This is a genomic window from Nonomuraea sp. NPDC050202, from assembly GCF_040656115.1.
Taxonomy (GTDB): domain Bacteria; phylum Actinomycetota; class Actinomycetes; order Streptosporangiales; family Streptosporangiaceae; genus Nonomuraea.
In genome coordinates, this window is record NZ_JBFALF010000037.1 from 84,206 (window position 1) to 108,394 (window position 24,189).

51 protein-coding genes are annotated in these 24,189 nt (G+C 69.7%); 16 read left to right on the forward strand and 35 right to left on the reverse strand.

Features of this window, described 5'->3' with window-relative positions; all coding sequences use genetic code 11:
* Nucleotides 1–77: 77 nt before the first annotated feature.
* The 11 genes from AB0I79_RS51350 to AB0I79_RS51400 all read left to right on the forward strand — a co-directional run bounded on the left by AB0I79_RS51350 (nucleotide 78) and on the right by AB0I79_RS51400 (nucleotide 4,722).
* Nucleotides 78–668: a recombinase family protein gene (locus tag AB0I79_RS51350; protein WP_357890515.1), complete on the forward strand. Its 591-nt coding sequence runs from the start codon at nucleotides 78–80 to the stop codon at nucleotides 666–668.
* Nucleotides 669–1,095: 427 nt separating this feature from the next.
* Nucleotides 1,096–1,284 carry a hypothetical protein gene (locus AB0I79_RS51355; protein ID WP_357890518.1) on the forward strand — a complete coding sequence of 63 codons (189 nt, stop codon included), beginning with the start codon at nucleotides 1,096–1,098 and terminating at the stop codon, nucleotides 1,282–1,284.
* Nucleotides 1,285–1,427: 143 nt separating this feature from the next.
* On the forward strand, nucleotides 1,428–1,802 hold the full coding sequence (locus tag AB0I79_RS51360) for a hypothetical protein (RefSeq protein WP_357890521.1): 375 nt from the start codon (nucleotides 1,428–1,430) through the stop codon (nucleotides 1,800–1,802).
* Between the two features lie 98 nt (nucleotides 1,803–1,900).
* The gene (locus AB0I79_RS51365; RefSeq protein WP_357890524.1) at nucleotides 1,901–2,293 is read left to right on the forward strand and encodes a hypothetical protein; all 393 of its coding nucleotides are present in this window, start codon (nucleotides 1,901–1,903) and stop codon (nucleotides 2,291–2,293) included.
* Nucleotides 2,293–2,652: a hypothetical protein gene (locus AB0I79_RS51370; protein WP_357890527.1), complete on the forward strand. Its 360-nt coding sequence runs from the start codon at nucleotides 2,293–2,295 to the stop codon at nucleotides 2,650–2,652. Before AB0I79_RS51365 ends, AB0I79_RS51370 begins: the two co-directional genes overlap by 1 nt.
* On the forward strand, nucleotides 2,649–3,179 hold the full coding sequence (locus tag AB0I79_RS51375) for a hypothetical protein (RefSeq protein ID WP_357890530.1): 531 nt from the start codon (nucleotides 2,649–2,651) through the stop codon (nucleotides 3,177–3,179). Before AB0I79_RS51370 ends, AB0I79_RS51375 begins: the two co-directional genes overlap by 4 nt.
* The gene (locus AB0I79_RS51380; protein WP_357890533.1) at nucleotides 3,176–3,604 is read left to right on the forward strand and encodes a hypothetical protein; all 429 of its coding nucleotides are present in this window, start codon (nucleotides 3,176–3,178) and stop codon (nucleotides 3,602–3,604) included. Before AB0I79_RS51375 ends, AB0I79_RS51380 begins: the two co-directional genes overlap by 4 nt.
* The gene (locus AB0I79_RS51385; RefSeq protein WP_357890536.1) at nucleotides 3,597–3,899 is read left to right on the forward strand and encodes a hypothetical protein; all 303 of its coding nucleotides are present in this window, start codon (nucleotides 3,597–3,599) and stop codon (nucleotides 3,897–3,899) included. Before AB0I79_RS51380 ends, AB0I79_RS51385 begins: the two co-directional genes overlap by 8 nt.
* Nucleotides 3,896–4,195 (forward strand): hypothetical protein, encoded by a 300-nt coding sequence (locus AB0I79_RS51390; RefSeq protein WP_357890539.1) that lies wholly within the window; start codon nucleotides 3,896–3,898, stop codon nucleotides 4,193–4,195. Before AB0I79_RS51385 ends, AB0I79_RS51390 begins: the two co-directional genes overlap by 4 nt.
* Nucleotides 4,192–4,500, forward strand: a complete 309-nt coding sequence (locus tag AB0I79_RS51395) for a hypothetical protein (protein ID WP_357890541.1) — start codon at nucleotides 4,192–4,194, stop codon at nucleotides 4,498–4,500. Before AB0I79_RS51390 ends, AB0I79_RS51395 begins: the two co-directional genes overlap by 4 nt.
* A gap of 12 nt (nucleotides 4,501–4,512) precedes the next feature.
* Nucleotides 4,513–4,722 (forward strand): hypothetical protein, encoded by a 210-nt coding sequence (locus tag AB0I79_RS51400; RefSeq protein ID WP_357890544.1) that lies wholly within the window; start codon nucleotides 4,513–4,515, stop codon nucleotides 4,720–4,722.
* Between the two features lie 67 nt (nucleotides 4,723–4,789).
* On the opposite strand, the gene AB0I79_RS51405 is transcribed toward AB0I79_RS51400, so the two are convergent.
* Genes AB0I79_RS51405 through AB0I79_RS51415 form a run of 3 tightly spaced genes read right to left on the reverse strand, consistent with a single transcriptional unit; the run spans nucleotide 4,790 to nucleotide 5,422 of the window.
* A complete protein-coding gene (locus AB0I79_RS51405) occupies nucleotides 4,790–4,960 on the reverse strand; it encodes a hypothetical protein (protein WP_357890547.1) in 171 nt (56 codons plus the stop codon).
* Nucleotides 4,957–5,226, reverse strand: a complete 270-nt coding sequence (locus AB0I79_RS51410) for a helix-turn-helix domain-containing protein (protein ID WP_357890550.1) — start codon at nucleotides 5,224–5,226, stop codon at nucleotides 4,957–4,959. Before AB0I79_RS51410 ends, AB0I79_RS51405 begins: the two co-directional genes overlap by 4 nt.
* Nucleotides 5,207–5,422, reverse strand: coding sequence for a DUF2829 domain-containing protein (locus tag AB0I79_RS51415; RefSeq protein ID WP_357890553.1), 216 nt, complete (start codon nucleotides 5,420–5,422; stop codon nucleotides 5,207–5,209). Before AB0I79_RS51415 ends, AB0I79_RS51410 begins: the two co-directional genes overlap by 20 nt.
* 73 nt (nucleotides 5,423–5,495) lie before the next feature.
* Here AB0I79_RS51415 and AB0I79_RS51420 point away from each other — a divergent pair, with 73 nt between their 5' ends.
* Both AB0I79_RS51420 and AB0I79_RS51425 read left to right on the forward strand, forming a co-directional pair.
* Nucleotides 5,496–5,747, forward strand: a complete 252-nt coding sequence (locus AB0I79_RS51420) for a hypothetical protein (protein WP_357890556.1) — start codon at nucleotides 5,496–5,498, stop codon at nucleotides 5,745–5,747.
* The gene (locus AB0I79_RS51425) at nucleotides 5,744–6,070 is read left to right on the forward strand and encodes a DUF6225 family protein (RefSeq protein ID WP_357890559.1); all 327 of its coding nucleotides are present in this window, start codon (nucleotides 5,744–5,746) and stop codon (nucleotides 6,068–6,070) included. The genes AB0I79_RS51420 and AB0I79_RS51425 overlap by 4 nt, the downstream gene beginning before the upstream one ends.
* A gap of 3 nt (nucleotides 6,071–6,073) precedes the next feature.
* Here AB0I79_RS51425 and AB0I79_RS51430 read toward each other — a convergent pair whose 3' ends face one another.
* Complete coding sequence (locus AB0I79_RS51430; RefSeq protein WP_357890562.1) at nucleotides 6,074–6,307, reverse strand: hypothetical protein; 234 nt, start codon at nucleotides 6,305–6,307, stop codon at nucleotides 6,074–6,076.
* A gap of 349 nt (nucleotides 6,308–6,656) precedes the next feature.
* Here AB0I79_RS51430 and AB0I79_RS51435 point away from each other — a divergent pair, with 349 nt between their 5' ends.
* From AB0I79_RS51435 to AB0I79_RS51445, 3 genes are all read left to right on the forward strand, one after another.
* Complete coding sequence (locus AB0I79_RS51435) at nucleotides 6,657–6,869, forward strand: hypothetical protein (RefSeq protein ID WP_357890565.1); 213 nt, start codon at nucleotides 6,657–6,659, stop codon at nucleotides 6,867–6,869.
* Between the two features lie 64 nt (nucleotides 6,870–6,933).
* On the forward strand, nucleotides 6,934–7,329 hold the full coding sequence (locus tag AB0I79_RS51440) for a hypothetical protein (RefSeq protein WP_357890568.1): 396 nt from the start codon (nucleotides 6,934–6,936) through the stop codon (nucleotides 7,327–7,329).
* Nucleotides 7,330–7,439: 110 nt separating this feature from the next.
* On the forward strand, nucleotides 7,440–7,583 hold the full coding sequence (locus tag AB0I79_RS51445) for a hypothetical protein (protein ID WP_357890571.1): 144 nt from the start codon (nucleotides 7,440–7,442) through the stop codon (nucleotides 7,581–7,583).
* A 68-nt stretch (nucleotides 7,584–7,651) separates the two neighbouring features.
* Here AB0I79_RS51445 and AB0I79_RS51450 read toward each other — a convergent pair whose 3' ends face one another.
* From AB0I79_RS51450 to AB0I79_RS51600, 31 genes are all read right to left on the reverse strand, one after another.
* Nucleotides 7,652–8,356: a hypothetical protein gene (locus AB0I79_RS51450; protein ID WP_357890574.1), complete on the reverse strand. Its 705-nt coding sequence runs from the start codon at nucleotides 8,354–8,356 to the stop codon at nucleotides 7,652–7,654.
* A gap of 248 nt (nucleotides 8,357–8,604) precedes the next feature.
* Nucleotides 8,605–8,892, reverse strand: coding sequence for a hypothetical protein (locus tag AB0I79_RS51455; RefSeq protein WP_357890577.1), 288 nt, complete (start codon nucleotides 8,890–8,892; stop codon nucleotides 8,605–8,607).
* Nucleotides 8,893–9,061: 169 nt separating this feature from the next.
* Nucleotides 9,062–9,349 (reverse strand): hypothetical protein, encoded by a 288-nt coding sequence (locus AB0I79_RS51460; RefSeq protein WP_357890580.1) that lies wholly within the window; start codon nucleotides 9,347–9,349, stop codon nucleotides 9,062–9,064.
* The gene (locus AB0I79_RS51465) at nucleotides 9,346–10,107 is read right to left on the reverse strand and encodes a TFIIB-type zinc ribbon-containing protein (protein ID WP_357890583.1); all 762 of its coding nucleotides are present in this window, start codon (nucleotides 10,105–10,107) and stop codon (nucleotides 9,346–9,348) included. The genes AB0I79_RS51460 and AB0I79_RS51465 overlap by 4 nt, the downstream gene beginning before the upstream one ends.
* Before the next feature lie 190 nt (nucleotides 10,108–10,297).
* Nucleotides 10,298–10,996, reverse strand: coding sequence for a hypothetical protein (locus tag AB0I79_RS51470; RefSeq protein ID WP_357890585.1), 699 nt, complete (start codon nucleotides 10,994–10,996; stop codon nucleotides 10,298–10,300).
* Nucleotides 10,997–11,084: 88 nt separating this feature from the next.
* Nucleotides 11,085–11,744 carry a hypothetical protein gene (locus tag AB0I79_RS51475; RefSeq protein ID WP_357890588.1) on the reverse strand — a complete coding sequence of 220 codons (660 nt, stop codon included), beginning with the start codon at nucleotides 11,742–11,744 and terminating at the stop codon, nucleotides 11,085–11,087.
* 56 nt (nucleotides 11,745–11,800) lie between these two features.
* Nucleotides 11,801–12,625, reverse strand: a complete 825-nt coding sequence (locus tag AB0I79_RS51480; RefSeq protein ID WP_357890590.1) for a hypothetical protein — start codon at nucleotides 12,623–12,625, stop codon at nucleotides 11,801–11,803.
* A gap of 725 nt (nucleotides 12,626–13,350) precedes the next feature.
* Nucleotides 13,351–13,755, reverse strand: a complete 405-nt coding sequence (locus AB0I79_RS51485) for a hypothetical protein (RefSeq protein ID WP_357890593.1) — start codon at nucleotides 13,753–13,755, stop codon at nucleotides 13,351–13,353.
* Nucleotides 13,756–13,842: 87 nt separating this feature from the next.
* On the reverse strand, nucleotides 13,843–14,322 hold the full coding sequence (locus AB0I79_RS51490; RefSeq protein ID WP_357890596.1) for a hypothetical protein: 480 nt from the start codon (nucleotides 14,320–14,322) through the stop codon (nucleotides 13,843–13,845).
* Complete coding sequence (locus AB0I79_RS51495; protein WP_357890599.1) at nucleotides 14,315–15,286, reverse strand: NADAR domain-containing protein; 972 nt, start codon at nucleotides 15,284–15,286, stop codon at nucleotides 14,315–14,317. The genes AB0I79_RS51490 and AB0I79_RS51495 overlap by 8 nt, the downstream gene beginning before the upstream one ends.
* Entirely contained in the window at nucleotides 15,279–15,683 is a 405-nt protein-coding gene (locus AB0I79_RS51500) for a hypothetical protein (RefSeq protein WP_357890602.1), read from the reverse strand. Before AB0I79_RS51500 ends, AB0I79_RS51495 begins: the two co-directional genes overlap by 8 nt.
* On the reverse strand, nucleotides 15,676–16,101 hold the full coding sequence (locus tag AB0I79_RS51505) for a hypothetical protein (protein ID WP_357890605.1): 426 nt from the start codon (nucleotides 16,099–16,101) through the stop codon (nucleotides 15,676–15,678). The genes AB0I79_RS51500 and AB0I79_RS51505 overlap by 8 nt, the downstream gene beginning before the upstream one ends.
* On the reverse strand, nucleotides 16,094–17,005 hold the full coding sequence (locus AB0I79_RS51510; protein ID WP_357890608.1) for a hypothetical protein: 912 nt from the start codon (nucleotides 17,003–17,005) through the stop codon (nucleotides 16,094–16,096). Before AB0I79_RS51510 ends, AB0I79_RS51505 begins: the two co-directional genes overlap by 8 nt.
* Entirely contained in the window at nucleotides 17,002–17,796 is a 795-nt protein-coding gene (locus AB0I79_RS51515; RefSeq protein ID WP_357890610.1) for a hypothetical protein, read from the reverse strand. Before AB0I79_RS51515 ends, AB0I79_RS51510 begins: the two co-directional genes overlap by 4 nt.
* Nucleotides 17,793–17,969 (reverse strand): hypothetical protein, encoded by a 177-nt coding sequence (locus AB0I79_RS51520; RefSeq protein ID WP_357890613.1) that lies wholly within the window; start codon nucleotides 17,967–17,969, stop codon nucleotides 17,793–17,795. Before AB0I79_RS51520 ends, AB0I79_RS51515 begins: the two co-directional genes overlap by 4 nt.
* On the reverse strand, nucleotides 17,966–18,778 hold the full coding sequence (locus AB0I79_RS51525) for a hypothetical protein (protein ID WP_357890616.1): 813 nt from the start codon (nucleotides 18,776–18,778) through the stop codon (nucleotides 17,966–17,968). Before AB0I79_RS51525 ends, AB0I79_RS51520 begins: the two co-directional genes overlap by 4 nt.
* Nucleotides 18,775–19,074, reverse strand: coding sequence for a hypothetical protein (locus tag AB0I79_RS51530; RefSeq protein WP_357890619.1), 300 nt, complete (start codon nucleotides 19,072–19,074; stop codon nucleotides 18,775–18,777). Before AB0I79_RS51530 ends, AB0I79_RS51525 begins: the two co-directional genes overlap by 4 nt.
* Nucleotides 19,071–19,406: a hypothetical protein gene (locus AB0I79_RS51535; RefSeq protein ID WP_357890621.1), complete on the reverse strand. Its 336-nt coding sequence runs from the start codon at nucleotides 19,404–19,406 to the stop codon at nucleotides 19,071–19,073. Before AB0I79_RS51535 ends, AB0I79_RS51530 begins: the two co-directional genes overlap by 4 nt.
* The gene (locus tag AB0I79_RS51540; protein ID WP_357890623.1) at nucleotides 19,403–19,699 is read right to left on the reverse strand and encodes a hypothetical protein; all 297 of its coding nucleotides are present in this window, start codon (nucleotides 19,697–19,699) and stop codon (nucleotides 19,403–19,405) included. The genes AB0I79_RS51535 and AB0I79_RS51540 overlap by 4 nt, the downstream gene beginning before the upstream one ends.
* The gene (locus AB0I79_RS51545; protein WP_357890626.1) at nucleotides 19,696–20,241 is read right to left on the reverse strand and encodes a hypothetical protein; all 546 of its coding nucleotides are present in this window, start codon (nucleotides 20,239–20,241) and stop codon (nucleotides 19,696–19,698) included. Before AB0I79_RS51545 ends, AB0I79_RS51540 begins: the two co-directional genes overlap by 4 nt.
* Nucleotides 20,238–20,534, reverse strand: a complete 297-nt coding sequence (locus AB0I79_RS51550) for a hypothetical protein (protein WP_357890629.1) — start codon at nucleotides 20,532–20,534, stop codon at nucleotides 20,238–20,240. Before AB0I79_RS51550 ends, AB0I79_RS51545 begins: the two co-directional genes overlap by 4 nt.
* The gene (locus AB0I79_RS51555) at nucleotides 20,531–20,902 is read right to left on the reverse strand and encodes a WhiB family transcriptional regulator (RefSeq protein WP_357890632.1); all 372 of its coding nucleotides are present in this window, start codon (nucleotides 20,900–20,902) and stop codon (nucleotides 20,531–20,533) included. The genes AB0I79_RS51550 and AB0I79_RS51555 overlap by 4 nt, the downstream gene beginning before the upstream one ends.
* Complete coding sequence (locus AB0I79_RS51560) at nucleotides 20,899–21,216, reverse strand: hypothetical protein (RefSeq protein ID WP_357890634.1); 318 nt, start codon at nucleotides 21,214–21,216, stop codon at nucleotides 20,899–20,901. Before AB0I79_RS51560 ends, AB0I79_RS51555 begins: the two co-directional genes overlap by 4 nt.
* A 3-nt stretch (nucleotides 21,217–21,219) precedes the next feature.
* Nucleotides 21,220–21,435, reverse strand: coding sequence for a hypothetical protein (locus AB0I79_RS51565; RefSeq protein ID WP_357890637.1), 216 nt, complete (start codon nucleotides 21,433–21,435; stop codon nucleotides 21,220–21,222).
* The gene (locus tag AB0I79_RS51570) at nucleotides 21,432–21,986 is read right to left on the reverse strand and encodes a crossover junction endodeoxyribonuclease RuvC (protein WP_357890640.1); all 555 of its coding nucleotides are present in this window, start codon (nucleotides 21,984–21,986) and stop codon (nucleotides 21,432–21,434) included. The genes AB0I79_RS51565 and AB0I79_RS51570 overlap by 4 nt, the downstream gene beginning before the upstream one ends.
* The gene (locus AB0I79_RS51575; protein ID WP_357890643.1) at nucleotides 21,983–22,252 is read right to left on the reverse strand and encodes a hypothetical protein; all 270 of its coding nucleotides are present in this window, start codon (nucleotides 22,250–22,252) and stop codon (nucleotides 21,983–21,985) included. The genes AB0I79_RS51570 and AB0I79_RS51575 overlap by 4 nt, the downstream gene beginning before the upstream one ends.
* The gene (locus tag AB0I79_RS51580; RefSeq protein ID WP_357890645.1) at nucleotides 22,249–22,638 is read right to left on the reverse strand and encodes a hypothetical protein; all 390 of its coding nucleotides are present in this window, start codon (nucleotides 22,636–22,638) and stop codon (nucleotides 22,249–22,251) included. Before AB0I79_RS51580 ends, AB0I79_RS51575 begins: the two co-directional genes overlap by 4 nt.
* Nucleotides 22,635–23,030 carry a hypothetical protein gene (locus tag AB0I79_RS51585; protein ID WP_357890648.1) on the reverse strand — a complete coding sequence of 132 codons (396 nt, stop codon included), beginning with the start codon at nucleotides 23,028–23,030 and terminating at the stop codon, nucleotides 22,635–22,637. Before AB0I79_RS51585 ends, AB0I79_RS51580 begins: the two co-directional genes overlap by 4 nt.
* A complete protein-coding gene (locus tag AB0I79_RS51590; RefSeq protein WP_357890651.1) occupies nucleotides 23,027–23,413 on the reverse strand; it encodes a hypothetical protein in 387 nt (128 codons plus the stop codon). The genes AB0I79_RS51585 and AB0I79_RS51590 overlap by 4 nt, the downstream gene beginning before the upstream one ends.
* Nucleotides 23,410–23,667, reverse strand: a complete 258-nt coding sequence (locus AB0I79_RS51595; protein ID WP_357890654.1) for a hypothetical protein — start codon at nucleotides 23,665–23,667, stop codon at nucleotides 23,410–23,412. Before AB0I79_RS51595 ends, AB0I79_RS51590 begins: the two co-directional genes overlap by 4 nt.
* Nucleotides 23,664–24,119: a hypothetical protein gene (locus AB0I79_RS51600; protein WP_357890656.1), complete on the reverse strand. Its 456-nt coding sequence runs from the start codon at nucleotides 24,117–24,119 to the stop codon at nucleotides 23,664–23,666. Before AB0I79_RS51600 ends, AB0I79_RS51595 begins: the two co-directional genes overlap by 4 nt.
* Nucleotides 24,120–24,189 lie beyond the last annotated feature (70 nt).

A 24,189-nucleotide genomic window follows, 5' to 3' on the forward strand; every position in this document is an offset into this window, starting at 1 on the left:
CGATCAATCTCAAAACCCGCGTACGAAATCAACGTCTCACCACACCGCCAGACTGGCGTTTATGCGACACTCTCAGCGTGGCCCTCATCGGATACGGACGTGTCAGCACCCGCGACCAGAACCCCCACAGCCAGCGCGACGCCCTCGAAGCCGCCGGATGCACTCGGATCTTCATCGACAAGGCCAGCGGCAAGCTCGCCAGCCGCCCCGAGCTCGACAAGGCGCTCGACTACGCCCGGCCCGGCGACACCCTCGTCATCACCCGCCTGTCCCGCGCGGCGCGCTCGCTGAAGAACCTGCTCGAACTGGCCGTGCTGCTCCGCGAACGCGACATCGGCCTGAAAGTCATCAAGCAGGACATCGACACCACCACCCCCACCGGGCGGCTCGTCTTCCACATCTTCGGCGCCATCGACGAGTTCCAGCGCGAACTCATCGTCGAAGGCACCCTCGAAGGACTCGAGTCCGCCCGCGCCCGCGGCCGGGTCGGCGGCCGGCCGCCAGCGCTCGACCCCGAAGGCGTGGAGATGGCTCGGGCGCTGTACGACATGACCGGGCCGGATGGGAAGCGGAAGTACACCGTGCAGCAGATCGCAGATCAGCTGCGGGTCAGCCGCGCCACTGTCTACCGTCACCTCGACCCCCGCAGGGAACCCGCGGCTCCATGACGGTCCTCGCGGGGACTTGCGCGCCGTCGCGACCGCCGGCGAGATCACTGGATGGCACTCGCCGCCCGGGCCATGCGACAGTAGATCACCACCGCCACCACAGGGAGACGCCAGTGTTCGACATACGACGGTTGTGGCGCCGCGGTCCGGCCGCGCCCCCCGCGCCCAGCCCGCCTGACCTCCCGGCTTGGATCAACGATGAGACGGAACGCGCTGCCTACACCGAGCTGGTCGCCTTCTGCCAGGACCAGGGCATTGGGCAGTACAGGATCTGCACGCGTGGCGCTGAGCTTCCGCCGTCACGCGAGCTGGAGGTGCTGCGTCAGATGGTCGCCGTGATCCGCGCTGCCGAATCTGAGCAGGCTCCCGACATGATCTAGGTGCCGGTCGTACCGTGGCGGCGAACTCCTCGCGAAAGGAACCCGCCATGCTCCAGGACATCAGCTCGTTCGCGATCACCGGCCACCCGTACACCGTCGCCTACGACACCCTCAACCCGACCAGCTACACGGTCCTCCACGAGGACAACCCGATCGCCACGTTCGAGCACCTGCCGTACACCCCGGAGCTGCAGCAGGAGGTGGAGGACCTGGCCAAGAAGGCGATCACCGGCTGACCAGCCTGCATCCCCGGAAGCCCGCCACACCACGTGGCGGGCTTCTTTCATGTCTCCGGCCGGTTTGAGAAGCCTCGCGACTCGATCACCACACCGGTCGTACGGTGGCGTCCAATTGTTCTCCTCGCGAAAAGGACACCACCATGACCCTCACCGAGATCATCAACACCGCCGTCTACGTCGGCCCGAACGGCACCTACTTCGACGTCCTCGACACCCTCCCCGACGCCCCACCCGGCAGCGTCATCGTCAACGTCTCCGGCATCCTCTTCGGGCTGGAGACCTACGACATCACGCGGCTGCTCGGCATGCTCGGCCCGACCGCGCAGCACGGCCAGGTCACGATCCCGGTCTCCGACCCGGACGGCACGCTGTGGCTGACCGCCACCTCCGACTCGGACGGCCTGACCCTGAACGTCAGCTTCCCGGCCTGCGGGAGCAACGGCCAGGTGACCATCCCCCACGACCAGGCCGACGCCGTGCGCGCGGCCGTCGAGGAGGTCACCAGCGGTGAGTGAGACGATCCTGGCCCTGTGCCACTGCGGCAGTCTGTACGCCCAGCACACCTGGGAGCAGATGGCCGCCTGCGTCGCCAGCGACCCGGAGGCGGTGCACGATGAGTGACACACATACGCCCACATACGCCGGCCCGGACGGCACCTACCTGGACGCGCGCCCCGGCCCGGACTACGCCCAATACGGATCGGTTGTCCTCGATGTGTCGGGCTGGCGGACCACACTCGATCCGCTGGGGGTCTTCCACGTCATAGATCTGCTCAGCGGGCCGCTCACCTTCGGCTCCAGCGTAACCTTCACCCTGGGCGAAGATCCCGAAACAGTGCTTCTGTCGTTCTGCGTGGAGGAACACGGCATCAACGTGCGCATCACCGCTGGCGAGCAGGTCACCCACCAGGTGACCATCCCGCCCGGCGACGCGCCCACCTCCGCAGCCAGGATCAGGTTCGCGGGCACCGAAAGCCGAGGCTGGGGCCGAGGAGGCGGGAGCTGATGGCCAGCTTCGCGCACCTCGCGTACGTGCTGGAACGGGCGGCCGACATCATGCTCGGCGACCACGACCTCGACCTGAACGAGGCGCTGGCCCGCGCCATCTGGGGCCACCAGCCGGCCAGCCTCGGCGACGTCACCGACGCGGAGGCGGCCGACTGGTACATCGCCCGGCGGGTCACCGAGATCCAGTTCGAGGCGTGCCCCACGTCGGTCCGCAGCGCGGCCCGGCACATGGCCGAGCTGTTCCACCGGATCGACGCCGCCGGCGACCGCCCGCACGTCGAGGGTGACGACCTGGACAAGGTTGCGCTGCTGATGTGGGAGCAGGCCCACCGCGTCGAACTGGCGGGGTGCCCATGAGCAGCCGTGATCTCGACATGCTGTTCTGGCGGCCCGACCTGGCGATCCCGGACGTCACCGTGGTTCTGGAGATCGCCACGCTGGTGGAACGTATGAAGGACGGCAAGGTCATCAGCTGCCCGTCCACCGTGGGCACGGCGCTGGTCTGGCGGAAGGACTGGCCGGGAACGGTCAGCCTGGTCCGCTGTGACCTGCTGTCCGATGGCGGTCCCTACTTGGACCTGCTCGGGGACATGCCGTCGTTCTACTGGCACGACTTCCCGATCAGCATGCTGGAGCAGGCGGTCATCACCGGGTTCGACGAGGTGCTTGTTCACCATTCCGGGGAGAACGTGCCGGTGATGGTCGGTCCGCACGAGGACGCCCCAGGGTGGCTCTGCATCGACGAGTTCAGCCAGTACGCGGACGGCTACGTCGGGCTCGAGCTGGTGGAGCCGCACGAGGGGATCAACGTGTCCGTGGAGCGGGTCACGGATTTCCTCGCCACCGTCTGGCAGGTCCCTGTCCCAGGAAGGAGCGGCCAGTGAGCGACTCGCTAGCCGTTGCTGCGCATAGCTGGTGCCCAGCGCCCGGCGAGCGCGTCCAGAACGAAGGCCACGTCAGCGACGGGCAACTCACCACCGCGTGGAGCGTCCGCTACATCGCAGACCCGACCACCGACGACACCGGCGAGCAGGTGTACCCGCTCGTCACCATCACCTACTACGGAGAGGACATCAACGCGCCGAACGACTACACCGGGCAGGCGCTCGTCGTGGAACGTACGGAGCTGGTCTTCTGCACGGACCCGTCCGCGCCGGGCGAGACGGGGAGGCCGGGTGGCGACATCCGGTATGCCTCCATCGACTCCGCGCGGCCCCGCACTGCGGTGGAAGCTGCGGCCATGTGCCGGAGGCTGGCGGAGGAGCACACGAGCAGGGACATCACCTGGGCGGAGGTGCCTGGTGATTGACCCATGGTCGGCTCAGATCTTCGACCTCGCGATCCAGCTCATGGAGGCCGATCCCGGCCTTCACCCGTCTGCCGCGATGGAACAGGCGGCGTGCAACGAGGGCTCTCCGGTCCCGGCCGGGGTGGATGCTCTGCCGCTGCTGGAGGTCGCCACCGACGAACTCCTTATCCGCCACGCCGACATGTACGGGCACGACGAGCCGCTGGACCTGATGAACCTGGTCAGGGACGAGGCGATCCCGGCCGCCCGTGCGACCGCTGAGAGCATCCGCTCCTACTTCAAGGAGACGCGATGATGACCGACTGGGCTCGGGCGGCCGGCTTCCTCGACACGGTGGCCAACCTCCTCGAAGGCATGCCCGGCATGGACCCGGACGGCGCGATCCGAATCGCGCTCGTCGGCCACCTGGACGTGCTCTACGACGATGTGGCCCGCGCCATCGAGGCCGACCACGCAAAGACGTTCCTCAGCCCGGACTCGGATTCGCTCTACATCAGCGACATCCCGCCCGCTGAAGCTGTCCCCGCCGCACGGGCGGCGGCCGAGCGTTTCCGCAGCTACGCCCAACACCAGGATGGAGGTGCCTTGTGACCGATTGGGAACAGGTGGCCTACACCCTCGACCAGGTCGCCACCCTCCTGGAGGGACGCCCCGACCTAGACGCGGAAGGCGCGATCCGTCTCGTCCTGACCGGGAACGAGAACACGCCAATCCCCGACGACAGCTCGGACCTGGCCAACCTGTACGACGACGTGTCCATGGCGCTCGTGTCGGACCACGCCGACATCTACCTGGGCCGGGACTGCGACCCGCTGAATGCCGACGACATCAACGCTGAGGAGGGAGCGAACGCCGCCGGGGTGGCTGCGTCCAGGGTGAGCAATTACGTTCGGTAGAGGGAGGCCCTGATGCCCCGGTACTACTTCGAGATCCCCGAAACCGGCGCCCAGCACGACGTCCGCGCGCCGGACGAGGCGACCGCCCGCCAGGTCGTCGTATCGCAGGTGTACCACGACAACCCCGAGGGCGAAGGCGACCAGCTCTACACGAAGGAGCAGGTTGAGCAGATGCGGCAGGTCCGTGCGGAGCGGGCGGCGGCGCTGATCCTGCTCTGCTGAGCCCATGGAATCACCCTGTGGAGCCCGCCGGCGTTGTCGGCGGGCTCCTTCATGTCCGGAGTGAGGATCAGTCCGGCGAGAAGTTCATGATTGCGCCGGTCGTGAGGGCCAGGTACAGCCGCGTCCACCCGTCCGCGATGGCCACGCAGTTCTTCACGGCCCCCTCGTCGAGGATGTATTCCTCGGCCTTGTCCAGCAGCTCCGCTGCCTTCGCGACGGCGGTCTCGGCGGGCGTCACCGCGCCGCTCCGGCCGGGCTCGCCGAGCGGGAACGGTGGTTGCCGCCGCGGTGCCGCAGCTCGACGCCCGCCTCCTCCAGCAGCGCGTGGACGAACCCGTACGACCGGCCGATCGACTCGGCCAGGCCCCGGACGGACTCGCCTGACTGGTAGCGGCCGGCGAGGTGCTGGGCGAGCTGGTGGCGTTCGGCGCCGACGATGCGGACGCGGGGTCTGATCTGCACGAGGGGACTCCTTCGGGCTCGGCTACGCCAGTCGCCAGTCATCGGCAAGCAGGTCGGACTGGGACGCGACCCACGGCACCAGGTCGCCGTCCACGGTGGACATGTAGATGTAGGGGCGGCTCATCTTCGAGTGCTGGTCGGGGGCCTGGAGGGCGAGCCACATGCCCTTGCCGTTCCAGCCGTCGCGGGTGACCTTCTGCCCGTCGCGGAGGTGGGCGAGGGCGTGGCCGAAGTTCATGAGGGGCTCCATCGGTGTCCTTTCGTTCTGCGATGCCTGCACGTAGAGCAGACGAGGGTGGGACGATCGGGGAATGAGCGACATGGAGACCACCTCGCGGCCTGGTGGCGTGAGCCCTGGATGGCCGTTCGCCGACCAGGCTGAGTACGACGACGCCCGCAAGCTGGCCGCCGCGCGCCAGCAGATCGCCCACGAGGCCACGTACCTGGACACATTCGACAAGCTGACGCCACACGAGCAGGAGATGTCCACCGTGGACGCGCTGCACTACCTTCGGGCGGGCCGCCGTGCTGGCCTGTTCAGCGAGAGAGCGAGCCAGGCATGAGCAACAACGACGTGCCGCGCACGGCCGTCGTGCCGTGGGAGACCGTAACCGACGCCAAGGGCCGCCCGGCCTGGACGGCGGGTCAGCTCCGGGAAGCCATTGCGCACCTGCCCGACGACGCGCCGATCCTCGTCCACACGGCCACAGACGAAGAGGGCGCGTGCGACGATCAGATCATCGTGGACGCCGGTCACGGCAGGGTCGATTGGGGCGACGGCTACGGCATGGAGGAGGTCCCGCTGTTTGCGCTGGAGTGCTACCGGCACACTTCCGACGTGCTGCTCGTCCGGCCGGAGCGTCCTCGGGGCGACCTTTCCGAGTAGCGGTCACGCCGCCGCGGTGGCTGCTCGGCGGGCGGCGCGTAGCTCGTCACGGGCCTCCGCCGTGGCCGGTACCTCGCGGCCGGCCCAGATGCACCACTCGATGAACGCCAGGTCCGCGTAGTCGTACACGACCTCCCGCCCGACGCGGCCGAGCTGGCGGGCGTGGTAGCGGCTGGCCCACTTGCGGATGGTGCACGGCTCGCGCTCCATCCGTTCGGCGGCCTGGCGGGCGGTCACCGGCGTCACGATCCACCCGCTTTCCGTGGTTCGTCCAGGAATGATCGACGCGCTGAGATGGCCGGAGACGCGCGAACGCGACCGGCCGAATGGGAAAGGGTGGGGGCGGCACACGCACCGGCAGAGACGCGTCCAGTCCACGCGTCACGCGTAGGCCCAGCTCAACGGGGGTCGCGTGGGCATAGGGGTGCCGCCCGCAGGAAGTGTGACACAGAAGATCCACAGTGCGCAACCGTTGGCGGCACCGCCAACATGCCTCGTCGAGACGGGTTTCGCGAGATGCCAGCGGAACCGGCGGCGTACTGGCCATCCTGGGGCGGACAGCAACTCCTCGCGAAAGGACACCACCATGGAGCACTTCGACGCCCCGCCCTTCTTGCCGATCATCACGAACGACGACACCATCGAAACCCGCGACGCTCTGGCGCTTGAGCGGATAGATGCTGGCTTCGACAACGAGGAGATCGTCGCTTCGCTGTTGCGGGAGAAAGAGGCGTTCGGGTTCACCTGGAACATCACCGTGGAGGACGTCGAGGCCCTCAGGAATTCCGCCGGTTCGTAGACGGAACCGCCACCGAGCCCGTCATCCTGGGGCGGACAGAACCTCCTCGCGAAAGGCAGAAACCATGCAGGACCCCAAGCCACCCGAGGTCGAAGCGGCCATACGCGCCGTCCTGGCCAGTACCGAGATCTACCGATTCGATATCAGCGGACGCACGATGCCCGCTGACTGCATCGATTCCCTCACCCGGAACCTGCTCGGCTCGGACTGGTCGTTGACCCAGGCCGACGCCCACATCACAGACGCGCTGGACGACGCTCCCGAATACTGGGGCGAAGGAACTGAGCGCGACATCACCGCCGTCCTGACCGCGCTCCAGAACGCTCTGACCGAGGCCGGCCACCCGTTCACCGTCACCACCGAGAACGATCGCATACTGGCCGACGCCCACGTCAAGGGCCTGATCCTTCCTCGCGAGCGCCGGTGCTGCGTACTGGAGCCTCCACACGACCACTGGTGACCCTCCGGAACAAGGCCCTGAGGAATTCCGCCGGAACGTAGGCGGAACCGCCAACAAACCCGGCATGATGGCGGAGACAAGCAAGCTCTCCTCGCGAAAGGCAGACCATCATGTCCGCACGCAACGACCACGCCACCGAGGTGAACGCGGTGGAGGAGACCGTCACCCCCGACACCGGCGACGAGACGGACACCCACGACCCGGGCGACGACCTCGGCGTCCGGATCGAGGACGACGAGGACGACGTCGAGTAGACCCGAACCCCCTGGGGAAGAGAGGCCCGTCGCGAGCTCAGCGCGGCGGGCCTCTCCTCATGTCCGGGTCAGGCGTGGATGTGCTCGGCGACCTTCGCCTGGAACGCCGCCGTCGCCGCCTCATCCTGGGCGAGCGGCCATCCGCCGGACAGCGTGTACTCCCAGCCGCCGTCGTGGTCGGCGATGTGGAGCAGGTGGTACATCTCCGTCCCAGCCCGGTAGATGAGCCCCACGTACTCGACGTCGCCGCCGCGGGCGCCTCGTACGAAGGTGAACGCGTCCACGGTGCAGTCGAAACGGGTCTGGACGGCGTCGATCAGCTCGTACATGTCGTGCGAGAACGACCGGGGCAGCTCGACCACGTCCTCGTCGGCGGGGTCGAGTCGCAGCGTGAACTCGGCGAGGACGTCGGTGCCGGGTTCGAGCACGTCGAACCGCAGACGTCCGGCGAGGCCGTTGAGCTCGACCCAGAAGTCGATCCAGCCGCGCCGCATCGCGAGCATGCCCAGCTGTTCTTTCAGGTCCTCCGCGCTGGCCACGTCGAGGTGGAGGGGTTCGATCTCGTCGCCGCCGATGCCGTGCTCGGTGAACTCGACCAGCCAGCGGCCCTCCACGATGTGCGTCCATTGGGAGGGGTCAGTGGTCCATCCCTCGCCGGCCACGGCCTCGGGCGGGGCTTGGGCGGTGAGGGAGTCGTGGGCCTGCTGGTAGCCGATGCCGTGGGCGGCGGCGTACTCGCGGACGCGCTTCTTCCAGCGTGCGTTGCTGGTCATGTCGGGGTGTCCTTCCAGGTGGCGGCCCTACGCACCCCACCTCGAAGACACAGAGGACCGGCGTTCCGTACGGAACGCAGAGAGCGAGAGGGGTACGCGATCCACGGGGACCTTCACCTCGTCGGCGCGCGTCCCCTGGCGTAGGCAGGGGAAGCGCTCGGAGGCAGGCATGCGGTAAGCCTGCCGTCAGCGTAACCGACCAGCGGCGCGCGTGTGCGACACCTGGTCGAAGTGGACGAAGCCGCAGGTCAGAGCCGGTTCATGTCCGCGATAGCGCGCCGGATTGTCGCCGGGCGCGTCTTCGCGGCGGCGACCGGCACGCCGAGCAGCTTCCCGATCTCATCCCATGAGCGGTCGTTCGCCCGCGCCGCCTCGATCAGCGCCAGCTCGTCCGCCAGGAGCTGCTCCCGGGCATTCTTCATCGCGCGCAGCGCGTCATCGACATCTTCAGGCGTCGGCGCGGGCGTCCAGTCGTCCCGCTCGTCACCGGCGCGCACCGCTCTCGCCACCTCAACCACGCACTCGATCGGCGGCACTCGAAGGAGCCGAACCGCTCGACGATGCCCTTCACGACCTGGCTGCCGTACTTCGGGGCGAGCCGCTTGCGGGCCTCGGTGACTTCCTGGTAGCGAGGCATGACCGACACGGGCGTACTCCTTCACGGCGAGGGACGATCCGGCCTATCCTCGCATCCGGTGGCGGGGCTCAGGCGGGGAATCGTTCCTTCAGCGCCCGCTCCCGTACGGCCCACAGCTCGTCACAGCTCGCCTGGTGCTGGTCGATCTCGTGCCGGTGCTCGGCCGCGACCGCGCACGGCGTGCAGCAGTACCGCACTCCCTCCGGGACCGCCCGCTCGCAGTCCGGTTTCCGGCACTCCACGAACCACCGGTGGTCGCCGTCGAGTTGGACGCCGTTCTGAAGCCACAGCCGCCACAGCGGCACGACCGGGCCGGGCGTCACGTCCACCAGCCACGGCCCCTCATCCTCGATCACGTGCCCGCCTCCTCGGTGACCAGCTCCATCGTCTCCTGCTCGCTGACGTGGTGGCCGCACTCGGCGCACACGTAGTAGCCCGCCCGCGGCCGCCACTCCAACTGCCGCCGGCCACAGCTCGGGCAGCGCGCTGGCGTCGAGCCGGGCTCGTCATCCACCAGGCGCCGCAGTTTCGACTCCCAGGCGAGAGCCCATTCCACCGGTCCGAGTTCCACCAGCTTGTCGGGGTCCTCCACGGCCGACCGGACGGTGAGCCCCTTGAGCGCCAGCACCTGGTCGAGCTTGTCCACCAGCCACGTCACCGACCTTGACCGCACCACCCCGGACCGGCCGGCGGGCGGATGGTCGGCCAAGCCGAGCCGCTCCCCGACGTCCCGGCGCAGCGCGAGCAGCTCCCCCGTCAGCGTGTGCACGATCTCCGCCTCCCGCGACATGCTGCCGTGCGGCCTGGTCCCCTTCACCCGCGACCAGCGGGTCTGCGCCTTCACCACGCCCGGCCGCGCCGCCAGACTCGCGGCCAGCTCGTCGCACACGAGCAGCGCCCGGCGGCACGTCCCCCGGCAGCGCGAGCAGTGCAGCGGCTCCCCCGGCCGCCACGACAGCACCGGCACCACGGGCTCCGGCGGCGGCTCGCCCCGCGCACCATCCGCCACCCAGCGGTCCACCGCATCCGCGTGCGCATCCCGCTCCCGAAGGAACGCGGCCCACGCCGCGCGAGCATGCCTGTTGCACGGCCCCGCGCACACCCGATCCGCCATCCCGTCCCCTTCCCAGCCGCCGCACCTGTGAGACTCGGACACCCTACGACCAACCGGCAAGATCAAAACCATTCGGGAAAAGCACGACCGAGGTACCACGGCCGGACCGGTGGGGAGGGGGTACGGGGGGTGATCTTGGACATGGGAAAGCCCCCGCGCGGCGCGTGCGCGGGGGCTTCGCTGGCGGGGGTCAGCGGTGCGTGCGATGCGTGCTGGCCGCTGCTTCCCGCAGCTTGATCAGGCGCTGCGTGATGCCGGGGATTCCGGCGGCGTTGCCGTTGGCGGCGGCGCTGGCCAGGATCGGCACGGCGCGCAGCGCGGCCAGCACGTAGGATCCGGCTTCGGTGTCGGCGGCTTCCGCGACCGCGATCTCGTGGTCGTAGGTGGCGCGCGGGTAGGCGAGCGTGCACGCGCCCAGCCCGTTGATGTCCACGAGCAGGGGAAGCGTGACGCCGCCCAGGGCGAGGATGGCGCTGATCTCGCGTGCGGCTGCCCGCGCGGCGGGCAGCGTCTCGCCCGCGCGGGGTTGCAGGATCGGTGCGCTGGTGATCTCGGACAGGCGCACGTGGGGCAAGATCAGGCCACGCCCCCGGATGAGCCGGAGCGCGGTGTGGTCGCAGCATCCGCACGTGCTGCGCACCCACCATTCACCATGCATGCGGGTCAGTCGTCCGGAGTAGGCGACGAGTGATCCTTTCGGGAGGTACGTGAGGACGTTGGAGCGGCAGCGCTGCACGCGCGCCGCGTGATCGGCGGACATCGCCGCCGCGCGGGGGCATTCCTGGTCGGGGCGGCACATCGCGCATTCCTTCTGGTGGCGTTCGCGGTCGGCGTGGCTGAGGTTGACGGCGGCGGCGGTGATGGCGGCAAGGGTCTGCAAGCTGGTCATGGTCACTCCCGGTCGTGGAACGTGGCTGGTGGGGTGGTGGTGGGGTGCGCCCCCGCACGTGTGGCGCGTGCGGGGGCGCGGGGTGGTGCTACTTCTTGGGGGCGGGCTTGGGCTTGTCCTCCGGCGGGACGGGGAGCCCGGCGTTGGTGTACGCCTGCGCCAATTCGGCGCGGTCCGCGCCCTCCTCCAGCGCCTTGGCGAACGGCTTGGACGGGTCGCCGCCGAAGTCGGACAGCGCCTTACCGGCGGCGACCGCCTTCTTGATCCGCGCGGTGCGCTCCGCCTTGATCCGCTCCGCCTCGCGCTTGGCCGCTTCGGCGTGGATCTCCGCGAGCTTGGCCAGCGGATCGGCGCTGCCCACGCACGCCTTCACCTCCGCTTGCGACAGGGCGTGAGTCGCGATCATGTGGTCGGCGGGAACGCCGTACTTGTCGCACGTCCGCGCGATGCGCCCGGCTGCTCCGGCGCGGTCGGGCATCCGGTACCAGGCGGCGCGGTCCGCCTCGCTCACCTTGTCCATGGCCGCGAACGCGGTAGGCGTGGGGCCGTCGTAGAGCGTGCCCTCGTCGTCCACGATGGCGATGATCTCCGCGAGCGTCGCGCGGGCAGCGGGGAGACGGTACGCGTTGAGCATCGGGTTGTTGCTGGTGTGCCCCTCCAGGGCCTTGTTCAGGTCGGTGAGGGCGGCGCGGATCGCGGTCTTGACGTCCTCGGTGATCTCGAACGTGGGGGTGTTGTTGCTGGTCATTGCCGTTTCCCTTCGGTGGGTGCCCCCGCCCCTGGTGGGCGGGGGCAGGGGGTTGGTTACTCGGTGTCCTTGCTGGCGGGACCGCCAACAAAGGTTGCGGACCACTCGTCATGCGCGGCGCGCTGGCGGCGGCGGTAGATCACGATGCACACGATCGCGACCGTGAGCAGGATGAGCCCGAGCACGCCGATCACGTAGCGGCCGGTGTCCCATTCGGCGGTGTTCTCCGCGCTGGCGTTGGCCGTGTCGGAGCTGTCCGGGGTGGCGGCGTCCGCCGTGGGGATGGTGGAGGGCGTCTCCGTTGCCTCCTCGAACGGTGGCACGTCTTCCCGCGTCGGGACGGGTGAGGACTCCGGCGCGGTTCCCGGCATGCCGGGCTGTCCGGGGAGTCCCTGCCCGCCGCGCGGTCCGGTGGGGCCGGGACTGCCCGCCGCGCCGGTGGGACCGGTCGGCCCGGTCGTGCCGGGACGTCCGGACGCACCCGCCGCGCCGGTAGCTCCGGCGGGCCCCTGAGGACCCTGCGGGCCCTGCTCGCCGCGCGGTCCGGTCGGCCCAGGACTCCCGGCGGGTCCGGTCGGTCCGGGCTCTCCGGTGGGGCCCTGCGGTCCGGTCGGTCCTGCGGGGCCGGTCGGTCCTGCGGGGCCCTGCTCACCCTGGGGGCCCTGCGGTCCCGGCTCGCCTGCCGGACCCTGGGGGCCCTGGGGGCCGACGATGCACACGACCGGGGGATCCTGGTCGGGGCACGTGGCCATGATGGTGGGATCGGCCACGCGGGAGGCAGTGAGCGCCCCCATGTGACCTGCGGTGATGACCAGCGCGGCGGCGAGCGTGGCGGTCGTTGCCACGCTCCCGAGCGCTCTGGCCGTACGTGTGATCTGCATGCCGCCGATCCTGTTCCGCGCGTAACAGGGGGTCCAGATTACGGACAAAACCGAGACCGTACCGTTACGAAGCTGGCACCCCAACCCGTCAACCAGCGATGACGCACACTTCCATGACCAGCAACAACACCAAAATCAGGCGTCCATTACGGACACGACAAAACCTCTAGACGTCAACCAAAGCTGACCCACCAGATCCCCGCCCCACCGACCCCAACACCATGCTGGCGGCGGCTGTGTCCACCTCTCTTCTTATGGATCTTGCCTGTGAGCGATTCTGAGCGCCTCTGACGGCGGCATGGTCTCACGGTGCCTGACATGGCGTGAACGTCGCTCCAGCTCCACCATGATGGCCATTCCGAGCGGACTGCGGCGCACTCGTCGCGCGTCTCTCGCGTCGCCAGTGCTCACCACGACGGACAAGCAGCAGCGACGAGGAGAACGAGTCACCGCAGTCGCGGGTCTTTCGGCGATCTCCTTCATGCGAGTAGTGATCTTCGTGGTTGTCCACAGGCTTCCGAGCGTGATCGCCGGGACTTCCACCTGTAGGTGTGTGGACCTCAGCCAGAGCCATAGGGATAGAGGTTGTGTAGGGACATATGTAGGGACATGGGTCACGTCCTGACGTGACCTGCGGGTCACGTCTCAGCGTGACCCGTGCGGCTCACGTCCAGACGTGACCTAACTGGCCAGTAGTGATCGTCTCGACGGTGGTTATCCACAGGTCAGAAGGTGTGTGAACCGCGCCGTGCTGGCCGCTCCGGCACGCTCACCGAGGCAGGCAGATCCGGCAGCCGGTAGTCCGTCGCGTGGCCGCGACGCGCGTACATGACCGTCCCGTTCTTGTCCTTGCCGACCGGCACCCGCACCTCCAGGCCCCGCCTGGACAGGCGCTGCACCGTGTCGGCTAGCCCGCGCGGCGTCAGCCCGGCCCGCGCCTGCAGCAGCTCCGTCAGCGTGATCTTCGTGCCGTCGTCCCGCCGGTCCGCCCGGAAAGAGATCATGCGCCGGTCGGTGTCCCGGGCCCGTTCGGCGATGAGCAGCAGGACCAGGCGCTCGGACTGGCTCATGCCGTCCGCGGCCGGGGTCTCCAGCCACGCGGCGACCAGCCCGAACAGGCGTGCGCTCACCCGATCCTCCCTCAGACACGGCGATGGGGGCTCGCCCCATTGAGGGAATGGGTGAGCCCCCACCGTAAGCGGTACCGCCAACAAGCGTCACGAGCCGCCGAGGACCGCCATGGCGAGCTGGCGGACCGCGGCCGGGGTGACGTCGTGCGGGTGGTCCGGCGCGTACGTCTTCACGTTCGGAGCCTCGCCACACACCCGGCCGGCGCCGACGAGGGTCCCGTCCGCGAGGCCGCAGTACAGCAGCCGCGCGTCCTTCCCGGACAGGACGACCACCTCGTGAGCGAGCGCGACTGCCACCGGCACGAGCATCGGTGATACGGCGGCCCGCAGGCCGGCCGGGTCGATGGATGCGATCGCGTCGGCGGGCAACTGCCCATCGCTGATCCAGGCGTCAGGCGAGACGGGGACGGGAACGAGCAGCTGGGGACCGATGGTGTGCTGAGTGGCGTACACGCAGATCACGAAGAGGGTGGGTTGCACGCCCCAGTCTCCAGCGTTCTCGAAGTTCTGCTCCAGGTCGCGAATGTACTGCTCGGCGATGTCGGTGGTGAGGGGCAGGTCAGGCATGGCGGTTCTGATCTTCCTGTGAGTGGTGGTGGAGGGCGCTGATGAGTTCGGTGCGGCGCTCCATGAGCATCCGCCCGAGGTGGTTCTGGCCTGGCTCTCGGCACTGGTTCCGGCCGCATCGGCAGTCGCCCCAGTGCTGGTCATGCCAGGTGTTGCCCTCGATCAGGTGCGCGTTCCCGGTGTCGAGGAGGACGCGGCCGGCCGAGCTGTCGAGGGTGAACTTCGCGGCGATGATGGCGCGCATCGCCTTGTACCGGATCACCTCGTCCCAGCCGGGCCGCCGCCGGACCTGGCCTCCGAGTGCTTTCGCCTCCTTCGGGCCTGGTGCGGCCAGGATGTCGGCCCGCTCGCTCGGGTCCAGGGTCTTAGCAGCCTGAAACGCGTGCTCGCTGGTCGGGTAGGTGATCTCCCGCTGTTCGAGCGTGGAGTACACGCTGACCGGGATGCGGGCGAAGTTCGACAGCGCCTCGTAGTCGCCCGCGAACCGGTGGATCACGATGGGCGGCTTCGGGAAGCGGCGAACCTGGATGCCCGCCTCCTCCGCCATGCGCGCTGTCTCGCTGGCGCCGTGGGAGCCGTGCGGCTGAGGCTCCCGGCAGCGCTGGTCGGCGCACGGGTTGATGAACGCCAGGCCCTCGTGCGCGCCGTCGTCCACCATCTCCCGGTCGCGCAGCAGCCCCGCCGTGGGGCAGTACGTGGACCCGTCCGGGCGCTTCTTCCGATGCGACGGCTTGCACTGCGGGCCGGCGCACACGTCCCAGTCGGCGGGCCGCTGCTCGACGTGCGCGCCGAGCTGGCGGGCGATCCGGTCGCACATCATGTCGGCGCCCTTGGCTCTGCCGTGCCGGAACGTCACCCGGCCGGGGCCGTGCTCGGCGACGATCGCGGCCATGGCGTCGCGCATGGTGCGCTGGTCGGTCCAGGTGCGGGAGCCGGTGACGAGCACCAAGTACCGGTCAGCCACTGGCTTCACCCTCTTCCCCGCCGGTCAGCGTGGCCAGCAGCTCACGGAGTTCAGCCTGCGGGCACCGCTCGCCAGGTTCGAGCGACAGGTATCCGTGTTCCTGGCAGCCGCCGTGGTGGTCGAACCCGCACTCGCCCGGGTCGGAGAGGGCCTGCAGCAGCTCGACCGGAACGACCGCCAGGCCCTCGGCCGCGGGCGCTTCGCTGCCGAGCTGCCCGCTCTCCACGACGCGTCGCTGCACTTCCGCGATGACAGCCAGAACGATCGGCGCGACGAGGTCGTCGGCGTCCATGCCGAGCTGCCATTTCGCTGCGGCGAGCCCGCGTCGGCCGGCCTCCAGGAACGGGTAGAGGACGCGCGCCTGCTCGGGGGTGAGTTGCCTCTGCGCGTCAGCCACGGCCACCATTCCCCTCGTCGGGGTCGTTGAGCGTGGCGAGCGCTCGATCTATGTCCCCGATGGCCCGCGCGTACGCTTCGGCCGCGGCCTCGTCGTGGCTGTAGCCTTTGCGCTGCGCTCGCTCGTGGTAGTGCTGGTATTCGGCTTCCCACGCGGCGCGGGCGTCTCGCAGGGTTGCGAGGGCGGCTTCGACTCGCGCCAGACGTTCCAGCGACTTCTCGGCCTGGGCCAGCCGCTCGTACCAGCGGTTCTCGACAACGATCCGTGCGGCCTCGCGGAGCTGCTCCAGTTCCTCGTCTCGTACAGCGCGGACCTGGGCGAGCAGCCGGTCGATGGTGTCGCGCGAGCGGATTCCGAGGTCGTCCACGACGAACGACGCGCAGGCGAAATCGAGAGCCTGCTCATAGCTGTCAGCCACGGTTGCCTCCTTCCTGTAGCAGCGGGTCCGGGAATCGTCGTTCGGCACGTGGTCGCGGCGCCGCACCCACGTGGTTACGTGGGTCGCAACCGCGGGGGCACTGGTTGGTCAAGGGGCGGGTGAAGTAGTGGTCCCGCGTGTAGCAGGCGACCAGAACGCTGTGGTCGTGGGTGTCGTGTCCCCGGCAGTCCGGGACCCGCTCAGTGTCGCGGCCGAGCGGGTCCCGGCCCTCCACGCACTCGCTTTCGCCATCGGCGTGGACAAGCAGGATGCCTCCACACGATGGCCAGGTCAGGATCCGCTCGCGGCGGGGGTCTACCGTCAGCCATCGTTCCTCGTACCGCTCTGCGTAGTAGCGGCAAGCCGACCGGGTATGGAAGCGGGGTTGCTGACCGCCGGGCAAGTCGAGGTTGTCGCCGGGGTAGGTGACGGCCTTCTGCCGGGTGGTGATCGGTTCGGCGCAGGCCCAGCACGCCCCCGGCGGGATCGCCTCCATCTTGGCGACCCGGTTGAGGCTAGCGGTGATCTGCTGATCCTCCAGCTCGGCCCGGCATGGCATCGGCTCACCGCAGCAGGAGCACTGCGGCCACCGGCCGCCTTCGTACACGTGCCAGGGCTTGTACGTGTCGGCGGGGACGTCCATCTTGCCGGCGGTCCGGTCGGGGGTGAGCCACTTGGGTTCGGCGCCGGCGACCCATCGGACGTTGACGCGGTAGGGGCGCTTCCGCCAGGTGGCCAGGTCGGGCATCCCCGCGTCCAACCACTTGTCCCGGTCGGTGTCACTCAGCGGGAGGTCCTGGACCGTTTCGACTCGCCACACGGCGTGCCGGAAGGCGATGAGCTGGCCGGGTTCAGGGCGTGGGTAGTCCTTGGTCCGAAGCGGATACCACCTCGCCGTAGTCACGTGCCGCCACCCACCTTCCGCATCTCGGTCATAACGTTCTGAGCCGTGTACGACAGCCGCCCCATCAGCTCCTCCACGCGGGCCTTGAGCTGCTGGAGACGGATGTGGTCGCCGCAGTCGGCCAGCGCCTTGGCCAGCTCGTCGGGGGCCATGCGCTTCAGCTCGACGCCGTTGCCCCACGCGTAGTGGTCGAGTTTCGCGCCGAGCGCCGTCTCCACGGCGTCGAGCAGGTCCAGCCGTTCCTGCACCCGGGCGGGCAGGCCGGCGCGGGCTTCGGCCTGACGTGTCTCGGTTCGGGCCTTGTAGAGTTCGTCCCGGTGCTGCTCACGCAGTGAGTCCATCTCGGCCAGGCGGGTGTTGTCGGTCCGCCTGGCCAGGGTGGCGAGCAGCTCCAGCGACAGCTGTGGTTCCTTCACCTCCGCATCCACGACGGTGGTGAACCGGCGGCGGTTCGCGGATGTGGGCGGCTGCAGCAGTCCCCACCCGGGCGGCAGCTCGTTCGTGTGGACGACTCCGGCCGGAGCGACGACCCAGAAGCGGGAGCAGTGCGGCCACCAGGCGTCGGCCTTGCCCGGGTCGGCGAGTTCGCGCAGCCAGTCGGCGCGGGTCACCTTGAGCTCGTGAACGTCGAGCGCGTACCCGCGTGATGGCCAGAGCCCGATCCTGATCAGGTCCGCGAGCCGGCCGCTGCCAGGGGCGGGAACCTCGCGGATCAGGATCTCGCCGTGATGGGCGGCGCCGGGCTTGCGGTAGTGGCGTCCGAGCGCCTCGTACAGCATGGTCGTGTTCACCGGGGCCTCCTCGCCCAGCGGAAGACGAGCGTGGGCACGGGGCACCAGTAGATGGCGTCCTTGCCGATGTAGAGCCCGCGCCACAGGTCGCGGGGCTCGATGTAGATCTGGGCGCGGCCGAAGCGGAGACGGTACATGTCCACGCGCCCCAGCCACGTGACGATCTTCTTCATGCCACGCACCCCATCTCGAACAGCGGTTCCGTCTGCATGGCCTTGCGACGACGACGCTGAACAGATCCGGATGCGAGGAGACGGATCAGGCCCACCTCAGCGCGCAGCCGCAGCGTCCTGAGCGTGAGCGTGCGCTTCACGCCGTCCACGGTCTCGGTGAGGATCGACACGTCCTTGCCGTGTTCCTCGCGGAACCGCTGCTCCTCGTGCTCGGCCAGGGCGTACCGCTCCGGGAACTCCCGCAGGGTGAGCAGCCACTGCGCTTGGCCGGCCCGGACGCAGCTCCCCTGACAGTTGTTGTGGGAGAACCCCAGCTCGTACATGCGGGGGATGGCGATGCCGAGCTTGGCGCACTCGGTCTTCATCCGCTTCTTGTCCCAGGTCTTGTCGTCCATCAGCGGGAACTCGACTCGCCACGGCGCCCAGCCCTTCACAACGCCGGGCATGCGGCGCTCCTCGGCCGCGTCCAGGCCGACGTACAGGATGGTGTCGGCCGGGTCGCAGTGCTCCTCCAGCCACCGCCGGCAGGGCTTCTGCTTGAGTTCCTTCGTGCACGGCGCGATCCGGGAGTTGCCCAGGAAGTGCTGGTCGAAGTACACCTGGAACGGGTTCCGGCCGTCGCACACGATGATCGGCGTGATGTCGAGCAGTTCGCTGGCCTGCCCGAGGAAGCGGTACGTGTCGGGGTGCTCCCACAGGGTGTCGGCGAACAGGAGAACGACGTTCTCCCGGCCGTAGGCCAGGACGGCGAAGACGGCGGCCCAGAACGAGCCCAGGCCGCCGCTCATCTGGATGACGTGCCGGGTCACCGCATCTCCTGGACGGTGTGCACGATCAGGCGCGGCTCGTTCTCCTCCAGATCGAGACGGCCCGTGAACCGCAGCCTGTCCTCGCTCGGCAGGAACCGGTCGGCGCCCGCCTCCGCGTACACGCGCGGGCTCACGTACGCCGTCATCAAGGCAGAGCCGTCGTCGAGGGTGAGCACCGCGCACAGGCCCTCGCTAGTCTGCTGCTCGTCCTGGATCATGACGCTGGCTTCGACGGTGTACTCCCGGCCGGGGTCGAGGCATCCGTGGAGGTAGGTCAGGCGCGCGTAAGCGGTCATCGGGCGTCCGCCTCCCGCCTGGCGTTGCCGGCCCGGCGGGCGCTCCGCGCCGCGATGTGGTCGAGGCCGGCCTGTGCGAGGGCGAGCGTCCGGACCTTCGGCCCCATGAGTTCGATGCTGACGAGCTTGTTGCGTACTGCCGTGTTGATCGTGTTGTCGCCGCACGTGTGCTCACCGGCCTGCCACCGGCCGCGCGCGGAGGGGATGGGCGTGTAGGTGACGACGCCGGTCCGCTGGTAGTCGGGGCTGGCGGCGATGGCGTCGAGGAGGCGTTCGACGGCCTGGGGATACGTGGCCGATCGCGTGACGGTGGTGGTGGGGTGCGTGGTCACTGGTGGCGGTCCTTCCTGGCGATTCGGTTCTGGTGGTGGGCGAGGTAGTCGCGCCCGGCCTGGGTGATCCGGACGGGGTCGGTGCGTCCGTCGCCGACGTCGATGAAGCCGCGCTCCTCGAGGGTGTGGAAGGTGCTGCCGTTGACGGCGTAGTCGGAGCCGCGCAGCTTCCACCGGCCGTACGGCGCGGGGTCGAACATCACGCCGTGGCCGCCGTCGTGCTCGGCGATCGTCTTGAGCAGGGTGTGCGGCCCCGGCGGGAGCTTGCGGAGCGTTTCGTAGCGGCTGGTCATGGACGGTCCTCTCTGATGTGGCGGATCAGGGTGGTCAGGTCCGGCGGCAGGTCTTCCTCGGGCTCGCCCATGGAGAAGGCGGCTCGGACGAGCCGGACGACGTGCTCGCGGTCGATGAAGCGGGCCGCGGCCTCCTCGGCCGGGCTCGCCGGCGGCTCCGGTTCCGTGCTGGGTGCTTCCTGCTCGTGAAATGCCTTGAGGGAGATGCCGTACCGGTCGCGGCGCATGAGCGGCACCCAGGTGGCGCCAACGACGAGCCCGTGGTCGCTGATCGTGCCCTTGACGACACGGGCGAGGTCGTCGGCGAACATCGGGAAGACCGCAGGCCCGTGCGGGTCCTTCCACGTCACGGGCCGCCTGATGCCGCGCAGTGCGCGAGCGTCGTGGAGGTGGAGCGACAGCGTGAACGGGTGCGGAGCCTGCCAGGTGATGCGGTCAGGGTCCACGCCCGTGGTGGTGGACAGCAGGTTGCCGTACTCGTCATACGGCACGCGCGCGGGGATGTGGCCTGGCTGGTCGTGGGCGGGCCGGGCCGGGCTCACCCCTGCTCTCCTTCGCCGCGCTTCTGCGGGAGCAGGTTCCGCGCGAGCGCGGCGCCCCGCGCGGTGGCTGCCGCGGTGTCGTCAAGCCGCCGCCGCGCCGCGAGCGGGTTCACCCGGGCAGCCGGCGTGTGCCGCCAGCCGTGCCCGTTCAGGTCGAGCATGAAACGGCGCGTGAACACCTCGACGGGCTCACGCTCCTCGGCCGGACTGGCCGCCCATTCGCGCATCCGCTGGGCCAGGACGTCGGCGGCCTCGTCGATGGCCCGCTTCTGCGCGTCTGCCTTCGCGCTCACGATGCCTGTCCTTCCTGCTTGCGCTTGGCGGCGGCGGCACGGCGCTGATACTTGCGCCGCTCGACGCGCCGCTCGTCCTTGTCGGTAGCGGCCCAGATGCCGTACTGGTCGCCGATCGGGAAGCCGTGAGAGTAGGCGTGACAGTCCGGCCGGACGGGGCAGCCGCCGCACATGGCGCGGGCTCGGGCCTCGCGTTCGACCTTTTCCTCTGTCGTCTCGCGCTGTTCCGGGGGGAGATCCGAGGCCGGGCCGAAGAACAGATCGTGCCCCACTTGAAGGCAGGCTGCGTCCTTGTACCAGGGGGGCGCCTGCGGCACGTGCAGGGAGCCGATGGCGCGCAGGTCAAGGGCGGTGCGGTAGCGGCTCATTCCGGCGGCTCCCCGGCGTCGGAGCCGAGCAGGCCGAGCACATCGGCGGCGGCCAGGTAGCGGTTGATCGTCCGCTTGTCCTTGAGGAGGATCGCGGCGATCTCGTCGCGGGTCTTGCCCTCCCTCGCGAGGCGGGCGGCCCGCTCGACCAGGTGCTGCGCCTCCGGCGTGCTGGGCATCCACGCCGGAGGCTGTGCCGCCCTGACCTCGAAGCCTGCGGTGCGCAGCGCTCTCAGCAGCCGGGCTGGCGTGGCGTGGGGTCGAGCCAGCTCCCGGCGGAGCACGGCGGCCGGCGACGTGGTGGTGGTGGGCATCTCCTACTCCTGGAAGGTGTGGCGGTGGTGGATGTTCGGCTGGTTGGCCAGTTGCCGGGCGGCGTCGAGGTCGGCGGCGGTCACGTCGCGGCCCTCGACGACCGCGACCGGACGGGTGCGGTCGCCGTTCCAGACGGTGGCGCGCGGCCGGTCCGGCATGTTCGGTCGTTGGCGGTTCCGCCAACGACGCTCGTCGGCGACGTCGGATGGGGTTTTCACGGTCCTTCCTTTCGGTGGAGGGTGACGTGGGCGAGCACGTGGCGATGCGTCGCCGGGACGTGGACCTCGGGGTGGCCGAGGAGGTCGAGGACGAACCAGCGCGCCCAGGCGGCGTCGCACTCGTCCTCGCTGGGGAACCGGGCGCCCGCGTACTGGAGGGCGGCGTCGGCCATCTGCTGCTTGGAGGCGTCGCCGTCCCCGGTCGCGTATAGCTTCAGGTGCTTGACGTTGATCACAGCGAGGGCGATCCCAGCCCGCCAGCAGGCTAGCCGGATCGTGCCGCCGATCTCGGCGAGCCGGTGCGTGGCCGACGACGTCATGGTGAAGGCGTAGTCCTCGATGCCGATCGCGGCGGGGCGCGCCGCGATGATGCGTCGGGCGCTCTCGGACTCAACATGATCGATGCGCCGCATGTTGTCGGCCAGCGTCCGCTTCTGCCCCTTCCGCACTCGCACCTTCGGCGCGGTGATGAGGCAGGTGGTGCCGTCCGGCAGTGCCAGCCCGGTCTTCTCGGCGGCCTGGTCCAGTCCGGCCACGCGCGGCTTGGTCATGGGAGCTCCTTCGGGGCCGGGATCGTGTGCAGCTTCTGGTCGCGGACGAAGTCGAGCCAGATGCGAAGACCTTCCTCGCCCTGCACCGCGTCCGGGGTCTGTGCCCGAGCGCGCTCGTCACGGCGGCGCTGCTGTTCGCGCTGATCGGCGCGGTGCGAGCGCCACGCCCACACGAAGCCGGCGGCCCCGGCCGCGAACACCACCGTGCCGAGCACGGTCATGGCGCCCCAGAACAGCTCCTCCACCTTCTGCAGGAGATCGATCACTGCTCGACAACCTCCTTGGCCGCCAGGCCGGGCTCGGCGCGCAGCCGGGCGAGCTCAGCCTGGACATCGCGGAGTGCGTTCTCCGCCCGGTAGAGCCGGGCGGCCTTGTCCACCTCGGCCGCCTGGGCGCGGGCGGCCTGGCTGTAGGCGCTCTCGCAGTAGTCGCGCAGCTCGGCGAGCTGGCGGGCGGCTCGGCGGTAGCCGACGTAGTCGCCCACGCCGAACGACGCCCCGGCGCCGATGCAGAGGCAGACGACGGCGACGACGAACACGGCGACGCCCGCGTGCACGAGGCCGAGGATCCACACGGCCAGGCCCACCCCGGCCACGATCGATAGCAGCGGCAGGGAGGGCCTGAGCGTGGGCGGCCGGCTGGGCACGGTCATGCCGCCTCGACGGCCGGGGGTTCGAGGGCGGCCAGCACCTGGTCCCGCGTGCGGTCGCACCAGTCGTTCCACTCCGTCAGCCACCACCGCGGGGTCAGCTCGTCGTTCTCGGGGTTCCGGCCGAGGTGGGTGGCGAGCTCGTCGATGAGGTTGTGCGCCGCGTCCCACTGCGGCTTGAGGTGGGCGTCGGCGCGGCGGAGCTTCTTGCGCGCGAGCGTGAACGGCGGCAGCCCGGCGGCGCGGCCGATGGCCTCGACGAGGCACACGCCGCGCTTGCCGGACCGCCTGTCGGCGTAGGTGCCCTGGATCCAGCCGTCCCGGCGCAGCACGGCCTGTGCCTTCGGCCGGATCATGTCCGGGGTGATGTCGATCAGGTCGGTGGTGGTGGTCATGCCGTGACGTCCTCTCCCAGCTCGGCGCGGATCCGGGCGGCCTGGTCCGCAGGAACGTGCGGCAGATTCACGGCGGCCACCATGAATCGGCCGGGCGTGGTGGCGAACCCTCTCCCCTCGGCCGCCTCGTCCAGCGGGAGCTGGGCCAGGACGTCCTCGGGGATCACCACGCTGTGCGGCGCGAGCGCCGCAGTGAGCGCGCCCACGGTGGGCAGCTCGCACGGCGAGGCACCGACCCAGAACACCTCATCGTCATCGAGGTCGCCGGAGGCAGGTGGGTCGAAGCAGCTCGCGAAGTACGTGGACAGGCCCCGATCCCAGCCGACCGTGATGGAACGGCCCGGCGGAGCGTCGGGCGGGACGGGGATGCAGTGACTGCTCATGAGCGGTTGTCCTCTCGGTGGGTGGTGATGATTCCGGCGTTGGCCAGGTCTTCAGGGCCGCAGGGCGCGACGCCGATCTCCTGGCCGGGGTGGTCGCGCACGGCCTGCTCGAACGCCGCCATGACGCACCGGAACGGCAGCGGACGCTCAGGCTGGATCGCCACCTCGTTCACGAACACCAGCCAGAACGGGCCGGGCTCGCCGCTGTAGTCGATGTCCATCCCCAGCAGGACGGCGGTGATCAGGTCGCTCACGTGATCGGACCCTCCCCGCCGACCACGCGGCTCGGCATGCCGAGGAACCCGAGCGGCGGCATCCGGCACCCGTCCAGGGCGGGCAGACGGGTGCCGTTCACCTCGTGCACCGCGCCGTGCACCGGATCCACGACCGCGAGCCGGGCGCAGGAGCACACGAGCGTCGGCCGCGACTCCTCGCCGCCCGGGTCTCGAGCCTCGTCCTTGCCGACGAGCGCGAGGAGCTGGTCCCGGCTCTGGCGGAGGCCCGCCAGGTGGAGCTCGGCGGCGGCCTGCTGCTCGTCGATCTCCTTGTGGACGACCTCGCGGCGGGTGTCGAGATCCGCGAGGTGCCGTTCGGCGCCGCTGATGGCGTCGTTGACCTGCTGGAGGCCCTGGACGAGGAAGCTGCGGACGGCGGGTGTGTAGGGCGCCGGTGTGCTGGTCTCCTCGGGGAGGGTGTCGATCGACATCCGTGTGTCCTTTCTCAAGGGGCGGGGGGTGGGGCCGGCCGAGCGCGCCCTGTGAGATCGGAAGAGCACA